This is a genomic window from Agrobacterium sp. SORGH_AS 787 (assembly GCF_030819035.1).
Lineage (GTDB): Bacteria > Pseudomonadota > Alphaproteobacteria > Rhizobiales > Rhizobiaceae > Agrobacterium > Agrobacterium larrymoorei_B.
In genome coordinates this window covers 1919795-1938408 of record NZ_JAUTBG010000001.1, presented here as the reverse complement: position 1 = coordinate 1938408, position 18614 = coordinate 1919795, and the positions used below count along the sequence as shown (strand labels likewise).

Below are 18614 nucleotides of genomic sequence, written 5' to 3'. Positions count from 1 at the left end.
AGCGATGCGCGTCCTTATCCTTTGTGTTTTCCTGTTTCTGCCGCTCATGGCATCAGCGCAGGAAACAATCCGCTTCACCGACGACTTGGGGCGCAGCGTCGACGTGCCCGCACGGCCGCAGCGGATTGCCTCACTGCATGACATCGACGTCACCATTCCGCTCATCGAACTCGGCGTGATGCCCGCTGCAAGCCACGGCCGCATCGGTCCCGACGCCAAGCCTTATCTTCGCTCCGGCTCGCTTCTGACAGGCGTGGATTTCGACAATTCAGCGATCGCATTCATCGGGGCAAACGATATCGATCTCGAAAAACTGGCTGACATCAAACCCGATCTGATCGTGACAACAATTGGCCGGCCGACACCGATCGAGGCCCTGGAACGCATCGCTCCGACAGTTGCGCTGGACGCAGCAAAGTTCGGTGCCCAGCACGTCTATGCCAAGCTTGCCGCGCTGACAGGGACAGAACAACGGCTGGAGGTTCTGGAGCGACGCTATCAAAGCGGGATCGCCGCCTTGAAAGAAGCCGCAGACACATCGGCAATAACCGTTTCGGTGTTCCAGCCGCTCAACGGCAAGATCAACACATATCACACCTACCGCGCGCTTGGACGCGTGCTTCGTGACGCTGGCTTCCGGTTTCCTCCTATTATCGATGGAATTGCGGAAGGCCAACGGATCGAGATTAGCGCTGAACGCCTGCCGGAACTGGATGCCGATTTCATTTTTGATCCCTACCGGAGCGATACAGGTGGAGATTCGCAAAAAGAAATCGCCGAAATGGAGAAGGTGCTGCCGGGATTTTGCGGGTTCTTGAAGGCGTGCCGCGATGGTAAATATGTCATGGTCTCGCGCGAAGAGGCAATTTCCAACAGCTACGCCGCGCTTTCACTCATGACCGCAATGGTGCAGGCAACGGTCGCGCCTCGCCCAGTCCCGTAACCCATTGCGCCGCAATCAGCGGCAAAGCGATTATTTGGAGCCGGTCATGGCAGACAGCACACAGCGCATCCCCTACAGCCGTGGCCGGCGAAAGGACAAGTTTGCCGAGCGGCTCAAGAAGCGCCGTGCGACGCTCTCCCCAAGCCTGCTGACGGTGGCTGAGTATATCGACGGGCACAGACATGCTGTTCTTGGCAAATCGGCACTGGAGATCGCCCGCGCAACAGGCACGTCGGACGCCACCGTTATCCGTGCGATCCAAACGCTTGGTTTCGACGGGCTTATCGATTTGAAGGAGACGCTTGCCGCTCATCTCGGCCAGACGGATTCTCCCTCGGAAAAAATGGCGGTAACGACCGCCGAGCTTCGTCGAAGTGCCGATGCCGCTATAGACTTCGCAATCGAGGAGCAGCGAAGTGCCATGGAGGCCCTTGCTTCAGAGCCGAACCGCCGCGCATTCCGCCAGACGGTCAATCTGCTCGCAAACGCGCGGCGGATCGGGGTATTCGGAATAGGGGCTTCGGGGATTATTGCTAATTACGCATCGAGATTATTCTCCCGCTCAGGCTATCCGTCTTACGCCTTAACAAGCACGGGCATCATGCTGGCGGAGCAGCTTCTGGAAATGACACCGGGTGATGTGGTCCTGGCGATGATGCATGGCCGATTGCATAATGAAAGCACGGCGATGCTGGCCGAAGCCGAGAGATTGAAAGTTCCCGTTGCCTTTATCGTAAGCAAGGCAGACAGCCCGCTTTTGAAGCATGCGACGGTGAGTATCGTCATACCTCGAAGCAAGGCAGAGCAAGTCGCATTACATGCTCCTCTCCTTACTTGCGTCGAAACCCTTATGCTGGCACTTGCAGCAAGAGATCCAGATCGAACCCTGCATTCTATCGACCGGCTTGTCGAAATTCGAGAGCAGGTGCGCCCAACAAAAAGATAGCTGGTTGAAGCCGCCGTGGCGGTGCCTAAGCCACCCTCTCACCCCGCATTACCATTGAAGAAGCCACCGATCCTAGATCGCCTCCTCAATAGTAGAGAGCGCAAGAGCCGCGACTGACGGTATCGGCAGCTCTACGTGTTAAGCTGCTTTTTCAGCTTCATCCGAAGACGAAAGTGACTCTCGCGAAACCGGCATGCCGGCACAAACACTCAAGGGCGTTCTTGCTACGGCACGTTCAAGGGCGCTGATGCAGATTGGATCATGGGAGAGCCCTGCTCCATCCCAGAGTATTGAGAACGCTTCCTGCAGCGACATCGCCTGCCTGTAAGGCCGATCAGCCGTCAGGGCATCGAAGACATCGGCGGTGGATACGATCCGAACTTCCATTGGTATCTGGTCTGCGCTTAGGCCCCTTGGGTACCCTTTACCGTCTAGACGCTCGTGATGCGCGCCTCCGATCAGTGCAGCGTTGGCGAACGCTCCGATTGCGGAAAGAATCTGCTCTGAAAACTCCGAATGTCGCCTCATCTGGTGCCATTCTTCATCATCAAGTTTCCCAGCCTTGTCCAAGACACTGTTGCTCACACCAAGTTTGCCGATGTCATGCAGCAAAGCGGCTCTTTTCAAAACGCGGCGCGTTTCGAAATCGATTTGCATTTCCTCAGCGATAAGATCGGTATAAAGCGCAACGCGCTCGCTATGGCCCGATGTGTAAGGGCTTTTGGCATCGATCACCTTCGCAAAACCAGCGGCGATATCATCGAGATAATCATCATCGGCCAAAACCCCGTGCTGACCCGGTTCGGAAGCGAGAACAATTCTCTCCAGGTCGGGCGAGGTCAGTTCCCTCCAAAATTCTCGTCGCGACGCGATCCTCTCAAAGACGTCAACGAGAGCCGGATCGAACCAATCGCCCTTGCGCTTGGAGATTTCCTCGAGAGCGGCCTGCGAGCCACCGCTGGCCTGGAAGACATCGATCACCTGCGCTAAGAGAGCTATCCTCGAGAAAAGCGGGATTTCCTTTCCGGCAAATCCACTCGGTTTGCCGCGCCCGCTCCAATGCTCATCCAGACCGATGATGCCTTCGGCCACTTTTTCCGAAAATCGCATTTGTCGAGCAATTTCGGCACCGCGTTGACACCTCGTCTGCATGAGGGCAGTCGAAATCTCGCCCCCATTTTTAAGAATATTGAGCAGGCTGCGGAAACGTTCGGCAAGACCCGCCTTCGTTCCTGTGTGGCTGATGACGAACTTCAGAACCTGCCCCAAACTTCCATCGAGGAGCTTGAAGTCATTCTTGAAGCTGATGTCATCGGCCAAATAGAGTTCGCAGATGCGCGACGCGTTGCTGCTGCAGCCCAGATCTTTCAACAGAAGTGTGTAATAGAGATCACGCAGCTCCGGGTCACTGAGGCCGATCTCTCTTCCTATGCTCGTTCCGATGTAACAGCAGCGGATACAATGTCCCTCTGGCTGACCCTCTGTCATATCCAGCGCCTTGCTGAGGGCTTCGATAATCTCAGCCAAACGAATCTGCACCTGCGGCATAACAGATCCTCGATTGAGTTACGACGCTATCGAAAGAGTGTTTCTGAACACTTAGGAGCCCCAATTTTCGCAGTTGAAAATTTCTTTGGCGCAAATGATCCGCTTCACCGGCTGAGACGTGTTTCAAGTTCCGTATGGTTCATCTGGACCCGCGATGCGCTGTGATGACATTTCGGGTCAGGATAGAAGAGGTGTTCGGACCACCCGCACACATTTTAAAAGAGCGCCTCATCACTTGGCCATCGCGGCCCAGGACCGAACCCCGTCGCAAGCCATGTTCCGCTGACATGCAGCGAAGCAGCAATCGTCTCCATATACGCGTGAGCCGGCTCGCTCCGATCATTTTCCCAGGCGCTCCAAACGTCGCTCTCCACGCCGACCATCTTCGCAGCAGTGACGAGCGACAGCGCCGACGCATCGCGCGCCAATGAGATGCGGCCTCCGAGTGTGTCGTTATCGGTCAGCGCTCTGTGATTGGTTCTTCGTTCCATCCCTTACCCCCGATAATGAACCGGCCTCCTGGACTATCGTCTGAGAAGGCCGGATTGCATCAGCTCTGTTCTCCAAGCCAGGCCTTAACCTGATCTGGATGGTCCTTGATGTATTTTTCGATCGCAGCCTCGTAAGAGGACTCCTGGGCTGTGAACATCGCCGCTTCCAAGTCGTTGAGCGGCAACTTCATGCGTGACAGAAACTCCGCAGCCTTGGGGTTTTCTTCCCTGAATGTCTTCGACGCGAGGATGTCGACATGCTCCGCCTGACCCAAGGATTCTTTCGGATCTGTGAGATAGCGGAGCTTGTACTTTCCAAACATCCAGTGCGGGCTCCAGGACGTGGCGACGAACCACTTTTCACTTCTGATCGCCCGGTCAACTGTCGTTAGCATGCCTGCTTCGCTGGAGATCTGCAGCTTGTATTGGTTGAGTTCATAGTCCTTGACCGCCTGTTGCGAAAGTCGCGTCAGGCCAGCACCGGGATCGATGCCCTGGATCGTATTCGACAGCTTTTTCTGAATCTCGGGTTTCTTCAGATCCTCGATTGAGGCGATCTCGCCTTCGGGAATATAGGCTGGGACCACCCACCCTAGCTTCGCGCCTTCATAGACTGTGCCGAGGGTTTCGACCTTGTCCTTCACCTTCGCGAAATAATCCGCGTGGGTTGCCGGCAACCACGCCATCATCATGACATCGATGTCACCCCGGCTCACGCCCTGGTAAAGCGGCGCGACATCCGTCTGGACGAGTTTCACATTCTGGCCAAGCTTTTCCTTGATTAGCTTGGCTGCAAGTTTGGTGACGAACTCAGCGTCGGACCATGGGGCAAAGCCGAGCTTCACCGTTTTCGCATCTTGGGCGATAGTTGGCGTTGCCGAGCCAAAGAGCAGAGCGGCAGCAAACCCGATAGCGCCACCAAGTGCGGCCCGGCGGGTCGAGGAAAGTGTCTTGAACATATGTTCTCCTTTTGGGAGGTTTGAATTTGCGGATTCAGCATCCGCATCGTTGGGCGGCGCAGGGCCTCAGGCTGTTGCCGGAGATAGTTCCTTACGCTCGCTCCTTCTCTTGAAAAGCACCGACCAAAATGCCGACTGGGGCTTTCCAAGACTTTGGGTAAGGCGGTCCAGGATCACCGCGAGGATGACGACAGCGAGACCGCCTTCAAAACCGGTTCCGACATCGAGACGCTGGATGCCCGTGAGAACCGTGTTCCCAATGCCGCCTGCGCCAATCATGGATGCGATGACGACCATGGAAAGCGACAGCATGATCGTCTGGTTGATGCCCGCCATGATCGACGGCATGGCGTTCGGCAGTTGCACCTTGAAGAGCAACTGAGAGGAGGTGCAGCCGAAAGCATTTCCGGCTTCGATGAATTCGACATGCACTTGGCGAATACCAAGATTGGTAAGGCGCACCACCGGCGGCATGGCGAAAATCACGGTTGCGATAGCGCCAGGTACGGCGCCGAGCCCGAAAAACATTGCCGCTGGAATGAGATAGACGAATGCGGGCATGGTCTGCATCAAGTCGAGGATCGGTCTGACAATAGCGGCCACGGAATCCTTTCGCGCCATTGCAATCCCGAGCGGCAGTCCGGCAAGCATCGCCATGAGCGTCGAAGCTATGACGAGTGACAGCGTTTCCATCATTGCCGTCCATAGTCCCATGTGATCAACGAGCCAAAGCGCAAGGCCAGCAAGCAAACCAAAACCTGCGCCGACCCGCCAAAACGACAGGAAGACAAAGATGAGAACACCCACAGGCATGGGAATGGCGGTTAGCGTGTCTTGGATGGTCCCTGTCACGAAGCCGATTACAGTGGCGACGAAGTCCAGGAACGGTGAAAAATTGTCCAAAACATAATTGACGACGGCATCGACGCCGTCCCCGATATCGAAGTTCATAATGTCTCTCCGGTCGTTGGCCGGTTGGGGGAAATGCAAAGATCAGCTTGCGCGGTCGAGCGTTTCAAGCAGTGTCGATTTGCTGATGGAGCCGAGATAGTGCCTGGAGTGATCGATGACTGGAACCGGCCATGGGCTTGCGGCCACCCTTCCAAGGACGTTCGACAAAGGCTCGTCGGCAGGGATCGGTTCGATCTCCGATAGGAAAGCGGCGCGATAAGGGTCCGCATGTCCAGAGCGCATGTTTTCGACAAGCGTGGTTTGGCTGACGACGCCGTGATAGGTTTTGTCACGGCCCAGAATGATCGCGTATTCGCGGTCAAATGTCTTCATTCGCTCAAGCGCGGCGGCAGCGGTCACACCCTGCCGATCAATGATCGTCACCTGCGTTTTCCGCGCGACGTCGCCCGCCTTGAAGACGTGGCTAACATCGACATTCCTGAAAAAGGAGCGGACATAGTCATTTGCCGGGTTCATGACAATTTCATCAGGCGTGCCGACCTGGATGACGTTGCCATTCTGCATGATGCAGATCCGATCACCGATCCGCATTGCCTCATCGAGATCATGGCTGACAAAAACGATGGTCCGGCTGTGCTCGGCCTGCAGGCGGACAAGTTCATCCTGCATCTCCGTGCGGATCAGTGGATCGAGAGCGGAGAACGCCTCATCCATAAGCAGGATTGTGGGCTCACTGGCGAGCGCGCGCGCCAGGCCAACGCGTTGTTTCATTCCGCCGGAAAGCTGATCAGGCATGCTGTCTGCGTAACCGGCAAGACCGACAGCTTCGAGCGCTGAGAGCGCCTTTGCTTTACGCTCGGCTTCTCCCATACCGGCAACCTCAAGTCCGAAGGCGGCATTGTTGAGCACTGTGCGGTTGGGCAGAAGAGCAAAGGACTGGAAGACCATGCTGATATCGCGCCTGCGAAGCTCAATCAGGTCGCGACGGGACATCTTCGTTATGTCTTCGCCATCGATCTTGATTGAACCCGCCGTCGGCTCGATCAACCGGTTGAGCAGACGTAGGAGGGTGGATTTGCCCGAGCCTGACAGGCCCATGATAACGAAAATTTCGCCGGATTTGATATCGAAGCTGGCCTTGTTGACGCCAACGGAACATCCGGTAACGGAGTGGATTTCAGATTTCGTCTTCCCGGCGCGAACCATGTCCAGCGCCTTATCGGTATCCTCACCGAATATCTTGTAGACGTTATTGAGACTGATTTTGGTCGAAACCGGCAGAGCCAGTGCGTCATTTTCAGTTTGAGAATTCATAAAATCAAATTAGCCCAGCATAGAGCGAGGGCATTCTCCTTCTTTGATAGCAATAGGGCCTGACAACCTCGCGGTTTAAGGACCAGGCGGCCCTCGATAGGGTAACAGCTTATTTGCGACATCGCAGCTAGCCGCAGCCTTGAGAAGAAGCCTTCAAAAACTGCGATGGCGCCTTTGCATAATCACTCTTTAATCGAAATGAATATGCATGTTTGCGAACTCCAAGCTCATCGATGGGTGTGTCCTACGGCGATTTTTTTCCAATGTCCATAAAAAAACCTCAAATTTTTTTCGTCCATCGGGCTAAAACTGGCGTTTGAAGGCCGCATTCGACAGAAGAATCAAGCCTGCCAAAGCTAAAAAAGCCTTGTGGTGAACTAAGCGTGACCACCACATTTCGCCAGGAAACGCATCGACCTTTATCGACCGATTTGCGACATCGCGGTATGTGGGCACGCGTCTAGAACCTGGCAGCTGCTCTGAGAGCGGTGGGGGCATTCCGCCTGGCTCAAAGCTGTGGCACCACCATATTTGCCGAACCTTCATTGTGCGCCTAACGCCAAGAAGCGTCTTCGAGGATTTATTGGGCGAAAGCCAACAACCCGCCATTCGATGGCTGCCGCAAAATATCCATGCGGACATCGAAAATGCGCGCAAGCTCCTCCACCGTCATGATCTCCTCAGGTGTACCTTGCGCCATCAGGCTGCCGGAATGCAATGCGACCACCCTATCGCAATAGCGTGCGGCCATGTTGATGTCGTGCAGAACCGTTATGATAGTGATGCCTTTTTTTCGGCAAAGGTCCCGCGTCAGCGACAAGACCTCGAGTTGCTGACCGATATCGAGCGCCGAGATGGGTTCGTCGAGTAACAGGCAAGTGGCGTCCTGAGCCACGAGCATGGCGAGCCACACACGCTGGCGCTCTCCGCCAGACAGGCTGTCAACCATGCGTTCCGCAAATGGGCCGATGCCCGTAAGAGCGATTGCCTCATCGACTTTGGCCTGGTCTGACGTGCCGAAGCGTCCGAGCGCTCCATGCCAGGGATAGCGGCCAAGCGCGACCAGTTCCTTCACCAGCATACCAGGCGCAACTGGCGTTCGCTGCGGAAGGTAAGCGAGCCGGCGAGCGAATTCCCGAGCCCCCCAGCTTTCGAGCGGCTTTCCCTCGAAATGGATTTTACCTGCACTTGCGGGCTGCTGCCGGCCGATCAGCTTTAGGAGGGTGGATTTGCCGGAGCCATTGTGACCTATCAGAGCAACGGAGAGACCCGCGGGAATATCGAGCGTTAGCGGTTGGAGTAGGACCCGACCGTCGACAGCGAAAGTGACATCCTTCAGCGAAACAACGGGCGGAACGGCTTCTACGGTACGAGGCTCGGCGTTCGTCAGCATTATCAGTCACCCGTCTTGCATGTTTCTCGATCAAGCGAGGTCATGTTCGTTCATTTGGCAACATGGTAACACGCCTGCCCATATCGACGTGAACGCGCGCGGCGCGCTCGAGTCCAGGATTGCAGCTAGTTAGAGAACTTGATAATTATATACAAGTTTTACCTTGGGGTGCATAATCATGAATTTCCAGCCGCGGATGGAAAACAGGATCGAAGGTTTCTCTGTCATGGGCGGGCTGCGCCGCCGCTATTGGAACGGGATAACTGCCGATCTCTGGGACGTCGAGTGCGCCTCCTACGCTGGCGGTCACTATACTGCTCGCGACCCCCGCCTCTTTATCCTCTTAGACCAGCGAGGACGTGGACGGTCGAACGTAAAGCTGTCCCCTAAATCTTCCGGCACCCCGCAGGATGGTCATAGCCCGATTTCCTATATTCCCGCCGACATGGATTTGTGGGTTGATTTCGCCGATGTGCAATATGTCCGGCACCTTGATATCCATTTCGATGCGGATGTTCTCGTCCAGCGGCTTTCAGAAGAGATTGATCCGAAGAAGCTACAGGATCCGCAGCTACTGTTCTTCGACCAACGTGTGATGACGCTCGCGCAACTGATCGCGACCGAACTTACCAGCAGCGCACCGCTGAACGATCTTTACGGAGACAGCCTTGCATTGGCGCTCCTGATTGACGTTCTGAAATTGGAAAAGACCTCGCCGCGGCGGCGCAGCACCCTTGCGGGATGGCAATTGCGCCGAGCTACCGATTTCATCAGCGAAAACTGCACCCGCAACATCCGCCTGCAGGAGCTTGCCGAGCTCACCCGAATGTCGCAATCCCATTTCAGCCACTCGTTCAAGGCATCGACTGGTCTGGCGCCGCATGAGTGGCAGATGAGGACCAGGTTGGAGAAGGCGAAGGAACTGCTTTCGCTGGATACCCAACCGCTGACCGAAATTGCGGCTGAAACCGGATTCTCCGACCAGGCGCATTTCACCAAAGTATTTCGCAAGCATCTCGGGACGACGCCCGCACGTTGGCGTAAAGCTCGCCAGTCGTGACCAATGTCAAGCAAGCGGCAAATCTGACCCCGTTGTTAGCAGGCGGGTGGTGCATTTTTGCAAATATCCATTGGCTGTTTTGAGAGATCGCCCAAAAACATCCAATTGCTGCAGATCAAGCCAATCCACCGGAGTAAAGATGAGTTAATTGCTCAGCTATTGCAGGGCCGCATCGAGCTTCGAGGCGGAGAGTTTGGGTAGTGGGGCACATAATGGACAAGACTGGAAGAGGATTTGGGGCGAGGCTTGAGCTGTGCGGAGTGGCGATCATCGCCATTTGCGGCACCTGGCCGGCACATGCGCAGGAGGCTGCGACCACGCTTGCTCCGATCGTTATCCGCGGAGAACGAAATGGGCAAGGCTCCGTCAACGGTTACGTCGCGCGAAGAAATCTTCCACCGGCTCGAAGAGCGATACACCAATTCAGGAAATTCCCCAGGCGGTTTCCGTTATCGGTCGTGAGGAATTGGATGATCGCGGCGTGGTCAACAAGGTGGATGAGGCTTTGCGCTACACGCCGGGCGTCACGACCCAGCCTTTCGGCAACGATCCGGACACGGATTGGTATTACATTCGCGGCTTCGACGCGAGCCAGACCGGTGTCTATCTCGATGGGCTCAGCCTTTTCTCCTATGGTTTCGGCAATTTCCAGATCGACGCATTCGCTCTAGAGCGCGTTGAAGTCCTGAAGGGGCCAGCCTCGGTTCTCTATGGCGGCGCGAATGCGGGCGGTATCGTCAACATGACGAGCAAGCGGCCAACGGATGCCCCCTATTACTACACGGAAGCTGGCGTCAACAGTAACGGCAATGGGTATGGCGCCTTCGACCTTTCCGACAAGGTCAATGAAGATGGCACGATGCGGTATCGTTTGACCGGCAAGATCGGCGGCGGTGACGGCTATACGGATTACACGCACGACTTCCGCGGCTTCATCATGCCGCAGCTGACCATCTCGCCTGACGAGGACACGAAACTCACTCTTTGGGCTTCCTATTCCGGTTTGGACCAACTGCACACCGGCAATGGCTTCCTACCCTATGAAGGCACTGTCATCGACCGCCCCGGCGTCGGCAAGATTTCCCGCCGCTTCTTCCCCGGCGAACCCGATATCGATACCGGCCGCTACAGCCAGACAATGGCCGGTTATGAACTGGAGCATACCTTCGATAACGGCTGGGAGTTGACCTCAAATCTCCGTTATGGGCACCTGAACAAGTACGAGCACTTCGTCTACCCGTACCTGTGGGCGTCAGCAACCGCCCTCAATCGGCTCAACTTCGAGGGCGACACCGCCGCCAATACGGTTGGATGGGATAACCGGATCGAAAATTCCTTCGATCTGGGCGGCATCGAACACAAGGTCATGCTGGGCGTCGATTACCGCCTCTATCACATCGACAATGTGCAGAACTCTGTCTTCGGCTCCGGCACGATCGACGTCAACAACCCTGTCTATGGCCAGCCGCAAGTAGCTCCTTCGCCGCTCTACAACGAGACGGTGACGATGAACCAGCTCGGCCTTTATGCTCAGGATCAGATCCGCTTCGGTGGCGGCTGGCTTGTGACGCTGAACGGCCGTTACGACGTCGTTCATACGGATTTCGACAACAAGCTGACGCCGGCGGGCAGCTTCAAAGATACCGATGGTGCTTGGAGCGGTCGTGCCGGTCTCGCCTACGAGTTCGATAACGGCGTTACGCCCTACATAAGTGCCGCAACCTTCTTCAATCCGCTTGTCGGACGCGGTCTGCAAGGCCCGCTGAAGCCGGAAGAAGGGGAGCAGTACGAAGCAGGCATCAAGTATGTGCCTGAGTTCATGGATGCCTCAATCACGGCCTCTGTGTTCCAGATCAACAAGCGCAATGCCACCGTGTCGATCGCGACTGCACCCTTTACAGATCAGTTGGGCGGGGCGCAGTCGAGGGGCTTTGAAATCGAGGGCAAGGTCAATGTCGACGAAAATTGGAAGCTGCTTGCGTCCTATGCCTATACCGACACCGAAGTGACCAAAAACGATCCCAATCCCGCTCTCGTCGGCAAGTCGCTTTATGTCGTCCCCGAGCATTCAGCGTCCCTCTGGGCGGACTATACCGTGACATCCGGACTGCTGGAGGGTGTCAGCATAGGCGCTGGACTGCGTTACAAGGGCAAGTCCTGGGCGGACGAAGCGAATACGAAGAGCGTACCTGAATCAACAGTTGTCGATGCGGCGATCCGCTACAAGAAGGATGACTGGACGGCGTCGCTCAACGTCACCAACCTCTTCGACAAGACCTATGTGGAAGCCTGCCGCGGTGAGGGTGCCTGCGGATACGGTGATGCGCGCACGCTGATGTTCAAAATCAGCAAAGCCTGGTAAGTTGACAAATTAACACATGTTTCGCAGACGGCTCTCGGCTTTGTAAGTCGAGGGCCTTTGTGACAGGAGCCACATTGAACGTGCATATGACCCGAAGAATTCTGCTTTCGGGCGCGGCAGTACTCGCGGCGGCAAGCGGCGTACAAGCGACACCAGCGGCGCCTCGGGTTGCTACCCTCGATTGGGCCCTTCTTGAAACGCTGCTGGCTGTAGGCGCGAATGTCGTCGCAGCGGCGGAACTCCGCCAGTTCAAAGATGTCGTGGTCAAGCCGGACCTCCCGGAAGGTGTTGCCGATATCGGCCTGCGCGGCACACCCAATTTCGAAGCACTCCGATTTGCGCGTCCAGACGTCATCTTTAACTCGAATTTTTACGCCTGGGCCGATCCGCTCATGAGCCGTATCGCGCCTGTCGAAAGCCATTCGATCTACGTGGCCAGCGAAAACCCTTATACTCTTGCCGAACAAGCAACGATCGCCATCGGTGAGCGCTTGGAACTTGCTCAGGCCCGCATAATGGTCGATGCGGTCGCAACACGGCTCGATAATCTGAAACGTATGATCACCAAAGATTATGGAAGGCCTGTCCTTCCTATCAATCTCGGTGACGCGCGACATTATCGGGTCTTCGGGTCAGACAGCATGTTCGGGGAGGTGCTGAAAAGATTAGGGCTGATGAGCGCATGGCATGGCGCGACAAGCTATTCCGCCACTGCGCCTATGGGCATTGAGACGCTCGCGTCCATGCCCGACGCGACTATCGTCCTCATACCGCCTCATCCCCAAGACGCTTTTGAAGGACTGACTAGGAGCGCATTTTGGAACGCCCTCCCCGCCGTTCGTGAGAACCGCGTGCTGACGCTGAAGTCAATCAATCCCTATGGAGCGCTACCGGCAGCGAGCCGCTTCGCCGAACTTCTTGCTGAAGGGATTTCAGGTGTCCGAAGCCGCTGAAAATTCTTTGACAATAACGCCCGCAGGACGTTCAATCCTTCCTGCACTCGCCCTAGGCTTGGCCTGCATCCTCTCATTCGTCGCGCTACTGTCACTTCGCCCTCATGTCCCGGGCGACGCGTCAATCGCGGGGCCGCTGGATGAGATCCTGTTGTGGAACAGCCTCCTCCCCCGCGCGGCAGTCGCTGTGATTGCAGGTGCAGCGATCGGCCTTGCCGGTACTCTTCTTCAACGCGTGTTACGCAACCCGATCGCGGATGCTTCCACGCTCGGTATCGCGTCCGGCGCTCAACTTGCGCTGACCGTGGCTTTAAGTTTTTCACCGGTGCTGGCAAGTGTGTCGCGTGAATTGACCGCCTTTGCTGGCGGCCTCTTAGCCGTAATAATTGTGTTGGCCCTGAGTTGGAGGCGCGGGCTCGATCCGGTCACGGTTGCCGTTTCAGGAATGATTGTCGGCCTTATCACCGCCTCGCTCAGCGTGACGCTGATCCTGGCACGTGGCGAATACGCCTTGTCGATCAATATATGGGGCGCAGGCGCGCTCAATCAGCAGGATTGGAGCGTTGTTCTTTCTCTGGCACCAAGGCTTATCGCGGGAATCCTCCTGACTGCGCTTCTGACGAGACCGCTGACCGTCCTTGCATTGGACGATGCAAGCGCTCGAAGCCTCGGTGTCGCCTTGTTATGGGTCCGGCTCGCCATCCTCGTTCTCAGCGTCTGGCTCTCCGCCTCCGTCACGGCCGCAGTCGGAATTATCGGCTTTCTGGGGCTTGCAGCCCCAGCTACCGCCAGGATCTGTGGTGCGCGTACCACGGGACAGCTCATCATGGCGGCCCCTTTGGCGGGAGCCGCCATCCTCTTTATCGGCGACTGCCTGACGCAAATCCTGGGACCGAGCTTTTCCGATCTCGCGCCGACGGGTGCCGCTATTGCTCTACTTGGAGGGCCACTACTGCTGGTTCTTCTGCCACGGGTTCACGGCGTTTCCACCGCGACCCAGACAGGAAGTTCTGTCGCTAGACCTCTTCGGAGACCCGCCATCATGCTCTGCATGATAGCGGCCGGTGTGATACTTGTCCTCACTCTCGCGCTGACCGTCAGTCCGACGTTGGACGGATGGCGTGTGGCGACAGGTTCACTGCTTTTCGAGCTTCTACCGTTTCGCCTGCCACGCATACTTGCCGCCGGTGGTGCTGGCGCCATGCTTGGCGCAGCTGGCTTCGTCATTCAGCGGGTGACCGGAAACCCGATCGCAAGCCCGGAGGTCCTTGGGGTTTCAAGCGGGGGCGGAGCCGGATTGACGCTCGCCCTCCTTTTGACCGGTATTCCATCGGGCTTCATTATGCTTGTCAGCACCGCCTCCGGCTCACTCCTCGCCTTCCTGGTGGTGATGGCGATTGCAGGCAAGTCGGGCTTCTCGTCAGAAAAACTGCTGCTCGCGGGCATCGCGGTCAGTGCCTTTTGCATGGCGATCGTCAGCATTATGTTGGCGCAAGGAGATATGCGCAGCTACGTTTTGCTCAACTGGATGGCAGGATCAACCAGCGGCGCCGGTTCTTTCGAAGCCTGGTCATCCATTCTTTCCCTGGTTGTCCTCGCGGCACCGCTATTTTTTATGACGCGTTGGCTCACCATCCTGCCACTTGGCGTCGGATTGTCGAGAAGCCTCGGCGTCGGCATCCTGCGACCACGGTTTATATTGGCCGTCTTCGCTGCCTTGATGACAGCGGTCGCCTCACTGCTTGTCGGCCCTCTGAGCCTGACGGGACTTATTGCACCGCACCTCTCTAGGCTCCTCGGATTCCGCACACCTCTACACCAACTGGCAGCAACGATCATGCTGGGAGCTGGCATCCTCGTATGTGCAGACTGGCTGGCACGGATCGTCATCTACCCGTACCAAGTGCCCGTCGGCCTCTTTGCCGCGCTGATTGGAGGGCCCTATCTCCTCTGGCTCCTGGGGCGAAAAGAGACCGTTGCATGAGGAGAGGACGCTTTACTTCCGAGGAAGGCCGTTTGGGTCATGACCGTGACAAGACGCCTCGCCTCAATCTCGAATCGGTGCTTGTTCACATCCTTGCTTCGAAATGGCCGCTAGCTCGGTCCATCATCAGGTTCAAACGATGGCTGTAGCTAAAAATACATCTCTGTCGCGGAAAGCCCTCGTCCTGCACGCATTCGAGACGCAGGCCGCCTATGTGCCGGACATGCGTGCGGAGTTGGAACCAGCTGGCACCGATTGGATCAGTGCTCAGACGTTCTTCTCAGATGACGAGGCTATGGACGAATTCCTTGCCTTTGAGCAGTCGCGTTACGCGAGGACGGATCTCAAAACCGCCGGCGCGTTTTTGATGAACGATTACGCTTACATCTTCGCCGCGACAACTGTTCCGCTGTTTGTCGGTTTTGGGCTTGTTCCTGAACTCTCTCCTGCCTCCGTCACGCTATCTTTCTATACCAAGAAGCAACTGCATCACGGTAAGATTTATCGATCTCGGCGCGCCCATATGCGTTTCGACGAAGCCGGTATCCGGCACGGCCGACTAGACGATCCCGCAGACGGGGACCTCTATAGAATCGGGATCGAAAACCATTTCTGCCTCGTCGTCGATCGGGTTCACGCGAAAACAAAGCTTTCGCGCGCTGCTCTTTGGAGGCTCGTCGGCGATGCGATTGCCCAACTCTTTCTGGATGCCGGCCTGCGGTTCGATGCAGTCGAGGCTGCGAAAGCCGCAGCGATGCGCATTCTAAAAACGCCGGGTTCGCCACTTGCAAATCGCGAGCTTCATTACTTCGACGTGACGCAATGTGATCGGCAGGGAAAGGCGATCAGAGAAACGTTCCGCCAACGCGGCGGTTGCTGCCGATTTTATCTGGTCGAAGGCGGCACCTGTTGTTCCACCTGCGTGTTGAAATCGCCTCAAGACCGAAACGAAGAACTCCAGCTTGCCATGCGCCAAAATCTGAGCTTCGGTTAATCGATCATTCGGTTCAACGACCTGCAACAGTCACTTGATGAGGCGTGATTGTGCTCCAGCACGAAGTATTTCGCGCTTCAAATCCAAGGACTTCGATAACAATCTTTAAAAGTCGAACGTTTGCCGATGCGGCATTAAATAATTATTACACATAACATAACACTAAAAATGATTAAGATTGAATACAACGATACTTGAGGTATGGCTGGGCGATCGAACTGAGGACCACCTATGCCAACTCGCCGACTATTCATTGCTTGTTTAACCGGGCTTGTGCTTGGAGGTTCTGTGAGCAGCAGAGATGCTCAATCGTCGGAGCCAATCTTGAAGGTACAGGGATTGTCGTCTGGCAAACAAACGTCGATCGTTCTCGATCTCTCTGCAATGGACAAGATGCCCAGGACCACGTTTTCGACAACGACGCCGTGGCATAGTGGCGTCACCGAGTTTAGTGGCGTGTTGTTGAAGGATTTCCTCGCCGCGACGCAGTTGAGCGGGACGAAGTTACAAATCATCGCTTTGAATGACTATGAAGTGGAAGCGGATATATCCGACCTGAAAAAGGCCGGTGCGCTCTTGGCGACCCGCCAGAACGGAGCGATTATGCCAGTCAGCGATAAGGGGCCGGTGTTTCTCATTTTCCCCTTCGACAGCCGCCCCGAATTGCAGCATCAAACCTATTACAGCCGAGCTGTCTGGCAAATTGCGGAAATCAACGTCCAGTGAGAGCAATCGGCGATACGATTGACCTCCCAATCCGCTACCGGCGTCTCAAGATCACCTTGACGCTGGTCACGGCAGTTCTTGCCTTGATCGCGGTCGCAAGCTCTTTCCTGGCTTTCAGTTACCAGCGCCACATTGTCGAAGCATCCCGTTACAATCGCACATTCGATCTCGGCCAAACTGCTGTCGAGTTGCTGCGACTACAGTTTGCTCTTCAACAAGCCCAGACATCGGGCGATATCAGCGATGTGTCATTTCGACTTAGCATCATAAACAACCGCCTGAAGATACTCGCTTCCAGTTCCTTGACGAGCGACGCCAAGCAAAAGGCGATGCTGGAAGATCTCAAGAAGGTCGTATCTGCGCTCGCACCGCTGGTCACTGAACCGCATTCGCCGGTGGCGATGCGCGAAGGTGTCTCACGGCTCCAGCCGTTCATTGCGCCAGTATTGCGGCTTGGTTCGATTTCGCATGCCAATGTCGGCGACGAAATTCAGCAAAATCAAAGCCAACTCAGCATCATCTTCGCCACGATCTGCTTCGTGACGATGACATTCGTTGCATTCGGCGCCGTTCTGCTGGTTTTTGTCTTTCGTCAGAACGCCAAGTTGGACCGCGTGGTGAGAATAGACTCCTTGACCGGCATCGCAAACCGCGTCGGCTTCTACGCTTCGATCTCGGCGAAACCCAGTGTCGAGCAAGCACTGATCATTCTCGACGTCGACCATTTCAAGATGGTCAACGACACGTTGGGCCATGCTTCCGGGGATCAATTGCTTGTCGAACTCTCCAAGCGGCTTAGCACATCTTGTGCGGGCGCAACCGTCATAGCACGCATTGGCGGTGACGAATTCGCGATCCTCTACACCGGCTTAGATGCCGAGCAGGGCGCTGTTGAATGCAGCAAGCGCATTTTGCAGGAGGTTCGCGCGCCCTTCGAGATCGATGGCAGATTGGTTCCCTCGAGCGTAAGCCTCGGCATCAGCTCAAGCACTGTCAATTCCGATCGCGGTTCAACCCTGTTCAGACATGCCGATATTGCACTCTACGAAGCTAAGAAGGCGGGGCGCGATCGGTTCATGACCTTCCACCCGGACATGAACCAACAACTCACGCGCCGACAATCCCTCCAAAACGACTTGGCGACGGCGACGGAGAAGGGTGAGCTCTTCCTGCTTTTTCAGCCGATCGTCGATCTTGCGACCGGTGCGACGCGAGGCTTCGAGGCGCTCCTGCGTTGGCAGCATCGTGAACTCGGTCTCATTTCTCCCGCGGAGTTCATTCCGATTGCGGAAGAAAGCGGTCAGATCGGCCCTATCGGCTCCTGGGTCATTGAAGCCGCGTGCCAGCATGCGGCCCTGCTCCCTGCCGACAGATTCATTGCGGTCAACGTATCCGCTGCTCAATTGACGGATCCGTCTCTTGTGCTCCAGACGCGCGCATGTCTGAAAGAGTACGGTATATCTCCGCAACGACTGGAAATCGAAATCACGGAAAGCACGTTGATCGAGAATGACGAGCGCGCACTCTCCGTGCTCCATGAACTCCGGCTCATGGGCTGCCGCGTTTCCCTTGACGACTTTGGCACCGGCTACGCCTCACTCAGCTATCTGCGTCGCTTCCCCTTTGACAAGATAAAGATCGACCAGTCATTCCTGCGCGGCGCATCTCATCGCGAGGAGGCCGCAGCAATCATTGCCGGGACATGCGATCTTGCCCATCGGCTGAAGTTGACGATCGTTGCCGAAGGCATAGAAACCGAAGAGCATCGTGAAATTGTGCGAGCCGCGGGATGCCACTTGGGTCAGGGCTATCTGTTCGACAAGCCTCTGACAGCCGAAGCATCCATATCAAGGATCGCTTTCGAAATGGAACCCGATGTCTTTCAGAAGTGCGGATAGAGGGATGAATGCTACCGGGGTGAAGCCTAGCTGACGAAACTGGCAAATGGTCAACTTGGTGCCCGATGTGGGTAACGGCAAAACATCTCGGTCGGCAAACGCTGGACCAACACTCCCCTCACGCAGCATGC

14 protein-coding genes and 1 pseudogene are annotated in these 18614 nt (G+C 56.1%); 9 read left to right on the top strand and 6 right to left on the bottom strand.

The features are described from left to right. The first annotated feature begins 4 nt into the window (after nt 1–4). Both QE435_RS08520 and QE435_RS08515 read left to right on the top strand, forming a co-directional pair. Nucleotides 5–943, top strand: a complete 939-nt coding sequence (locus tag QE435_RS08520; protein ID WP_349040957.1) for an ABC transporter substrate-binding protein — start codon at nt 5–7, stop codon at nt 941–943. Nucleotides 944–989: 46 nt separating this feature from the next. Further along, a complete protein-coding gene (locus QE435_RS08515) occupies nt 990–1889 on the top strand; it encodes a MurR/RpiR family transcriptional regulator (protein WP_309770418.1) in 900 nt (299 codons plus the stop codon). A 138-nt stretch (nt 1890–2027) separates the two neighbouring features. Here the strand turns inward: QE435_RS08515 and QE435_RS08510 are convergent, their stop codons facing one another. The 6 genes from QE435_RS08510 to QE435_RS08485 all read right to left on the bottom strand — a co-directional run bounded on the left by QE435_RS08510 (nt 2028) and on the right by QE435_RS08485 (nt 8506). Beyond that, complete coding sequence (locus QE435_RS08510) at nt 2028–3437, bottom strand: HD domain-containing phosphohydrolase (protein WP_349040956.1); 1410 nt, start codon at nt 3435–3437, stop codon at nt 2028–2030. A gap of 215 nt (nt 3438–3652) precedes the next feature. Next, nucleotides 3653–3928, bottom strand: coding sequence for a transcriptional regulator (locus QE435_RS08505; RefSeq protein WP_349040955.1), 276 nt, complete (start codon nt 3926–3928; stop codon nt 3653–3655). A gap of 59 nt (nt 3929–3987) precedes the next feature. Beyond that, nucleotides 3988–4887 carry a glycine betaine ABC transporter substrate-binding protein gene (locus tag QE435_RS08500; RefSeq protein WP_349040954.1) on the bottom strand — a complete coding sequence of 300 codons (900 nt, stop codon included), beginning with the start codon at nt 4885–4887 and terminating at the stop codon, nt 3988–3990. 66 nt (nt 4888–4953) lie between these two features. Further along, on the bottom strand, nt 4954–5838 hold the full coding sequence (locus tag QE435_RS08495; protein WP_306927687.1) for a proline/glycine betaine ABC transporter permease: 885 nt from the start codon (nt 5836–5838) through the stop codon (nt 4954–4956). Between the two features lie 42 nt (nt 5839–5880). Next, the gene (proV, locus tag QE435_RS08490; RefSeq protein ID WP_309770412.1) at nt 5881–7113 is read right to left on the bottom strand and encodes a glycine betaine/L-proline ABC transporter ATP-binding protein ProV; all 1233 of its coding nucleotides are present in this window, start codon (nt 7111–7113) and stop codon (nt 5881–5883) included. A gap of 580 nt (nt 7114–7693) precedes the next feature. Continuing rightward, entirely contained in the window at nt 7694–8506 is an 813-nt protein-coding gene (locus QE435_RS08485) for an ATP-binding cassette domain-containing protein (RefSeq protein WP_349040953.1), read from the bottom strand. A gap of 178 nt (nt 8507–8684) precedes the next feature. On the opposite strand from QE435_RS08485, the gene QE435_RS08480 reads away from it, so the two are divergent. The 7 genes and pseudogenes from QE435_RS08480 to QE435_RS08450 all read left to right on the top strand — a co-directional run bounded on the left by QE435_RS08480 (nt 8685) and on the right by QE435_RS08450 (nt 18483). Continuing rightward, nucleotides 8685–9566 (top strand): AraC family transcriptional regulator, encoded by an 882-nt coding sequence (locus tag QE435_RS08480; protein WP_349040952.1) that lies wholly within the window; start codon nt 8685–8687, stop codon nt 9564–9566. 212 nt (nt 9567–9778) lie between these two features. Next, nucleotides 9779–11928, top strand: a pseudogene (locus QE435_RS08475) (TonB-dependent siderophore receptor). Nucleotides 11929–12014: 86 nt separating this feature from the next. Next, a complete protein-coding gene (locus QE435_RS08470; protein ID WP_349040951.1) occupies nt 12015–12881 on the top strand; it encodes an ABC transporter substrate-binding protein in 867 nt (288 codons plus the stop codon). After that, nucleotides 12808–14865 carry a Fe(3+)-hydroxamate ABC transporter permease FhuB gene (fhuB, locus tag QE435_RS08465; protein ID WP_349040950.1) on the top strand — a complete coding sequence of 686 codons (2058 nt, stop codon included), beginning with the start codon at nt 12808–12810 and terminating at the stop codon, nt 14863–14865. The genes QE435_RS08470 and fhuB overlap by 74 nt, the downstream gene beginning before the upstream one ends. Before the next feature lie 139 nt (nt 14866–15004). After that, nucleotides 15005–15859, top strand: coding sequence for a ferric iron reductase (locus tag QE435_RS08460; RefSeq protein WP_349040949.1), 855 nt, complete (start codon nt 15005–15007; stop codon nt 15857–15859). A 324-nt stretch (nt 15860–16183) separates the two neighbouring features. Beyond that, nucleotides 16184–16585, top strand: coding sequence for a molybdopterin-dependent oxidoreductase (locus tag QE435_RS08455; RefSeq protein ID WP_349040948.1), 402 nt, complete (start codon nt 16184–16186; stop codon nt 16583–16585). Continuing rightward, on the top strand, nt 16582–18483 hold the full coding sequence (locus QE435_RS08450) for a bifunctional diguanylate cyclase/phosphodiesterase (protein WP_349040947.1): 1902 nt from the start codon (nt 16582–16584) through the stop codon (nt 18481–18483). The genes QE435_RS08455 and QE435_RS08450 overlap by 4 nt, the downstream gene beginning before the upstream one ends. Nucleotides 18484–18614: the final 131 nt, after the last annotated feature.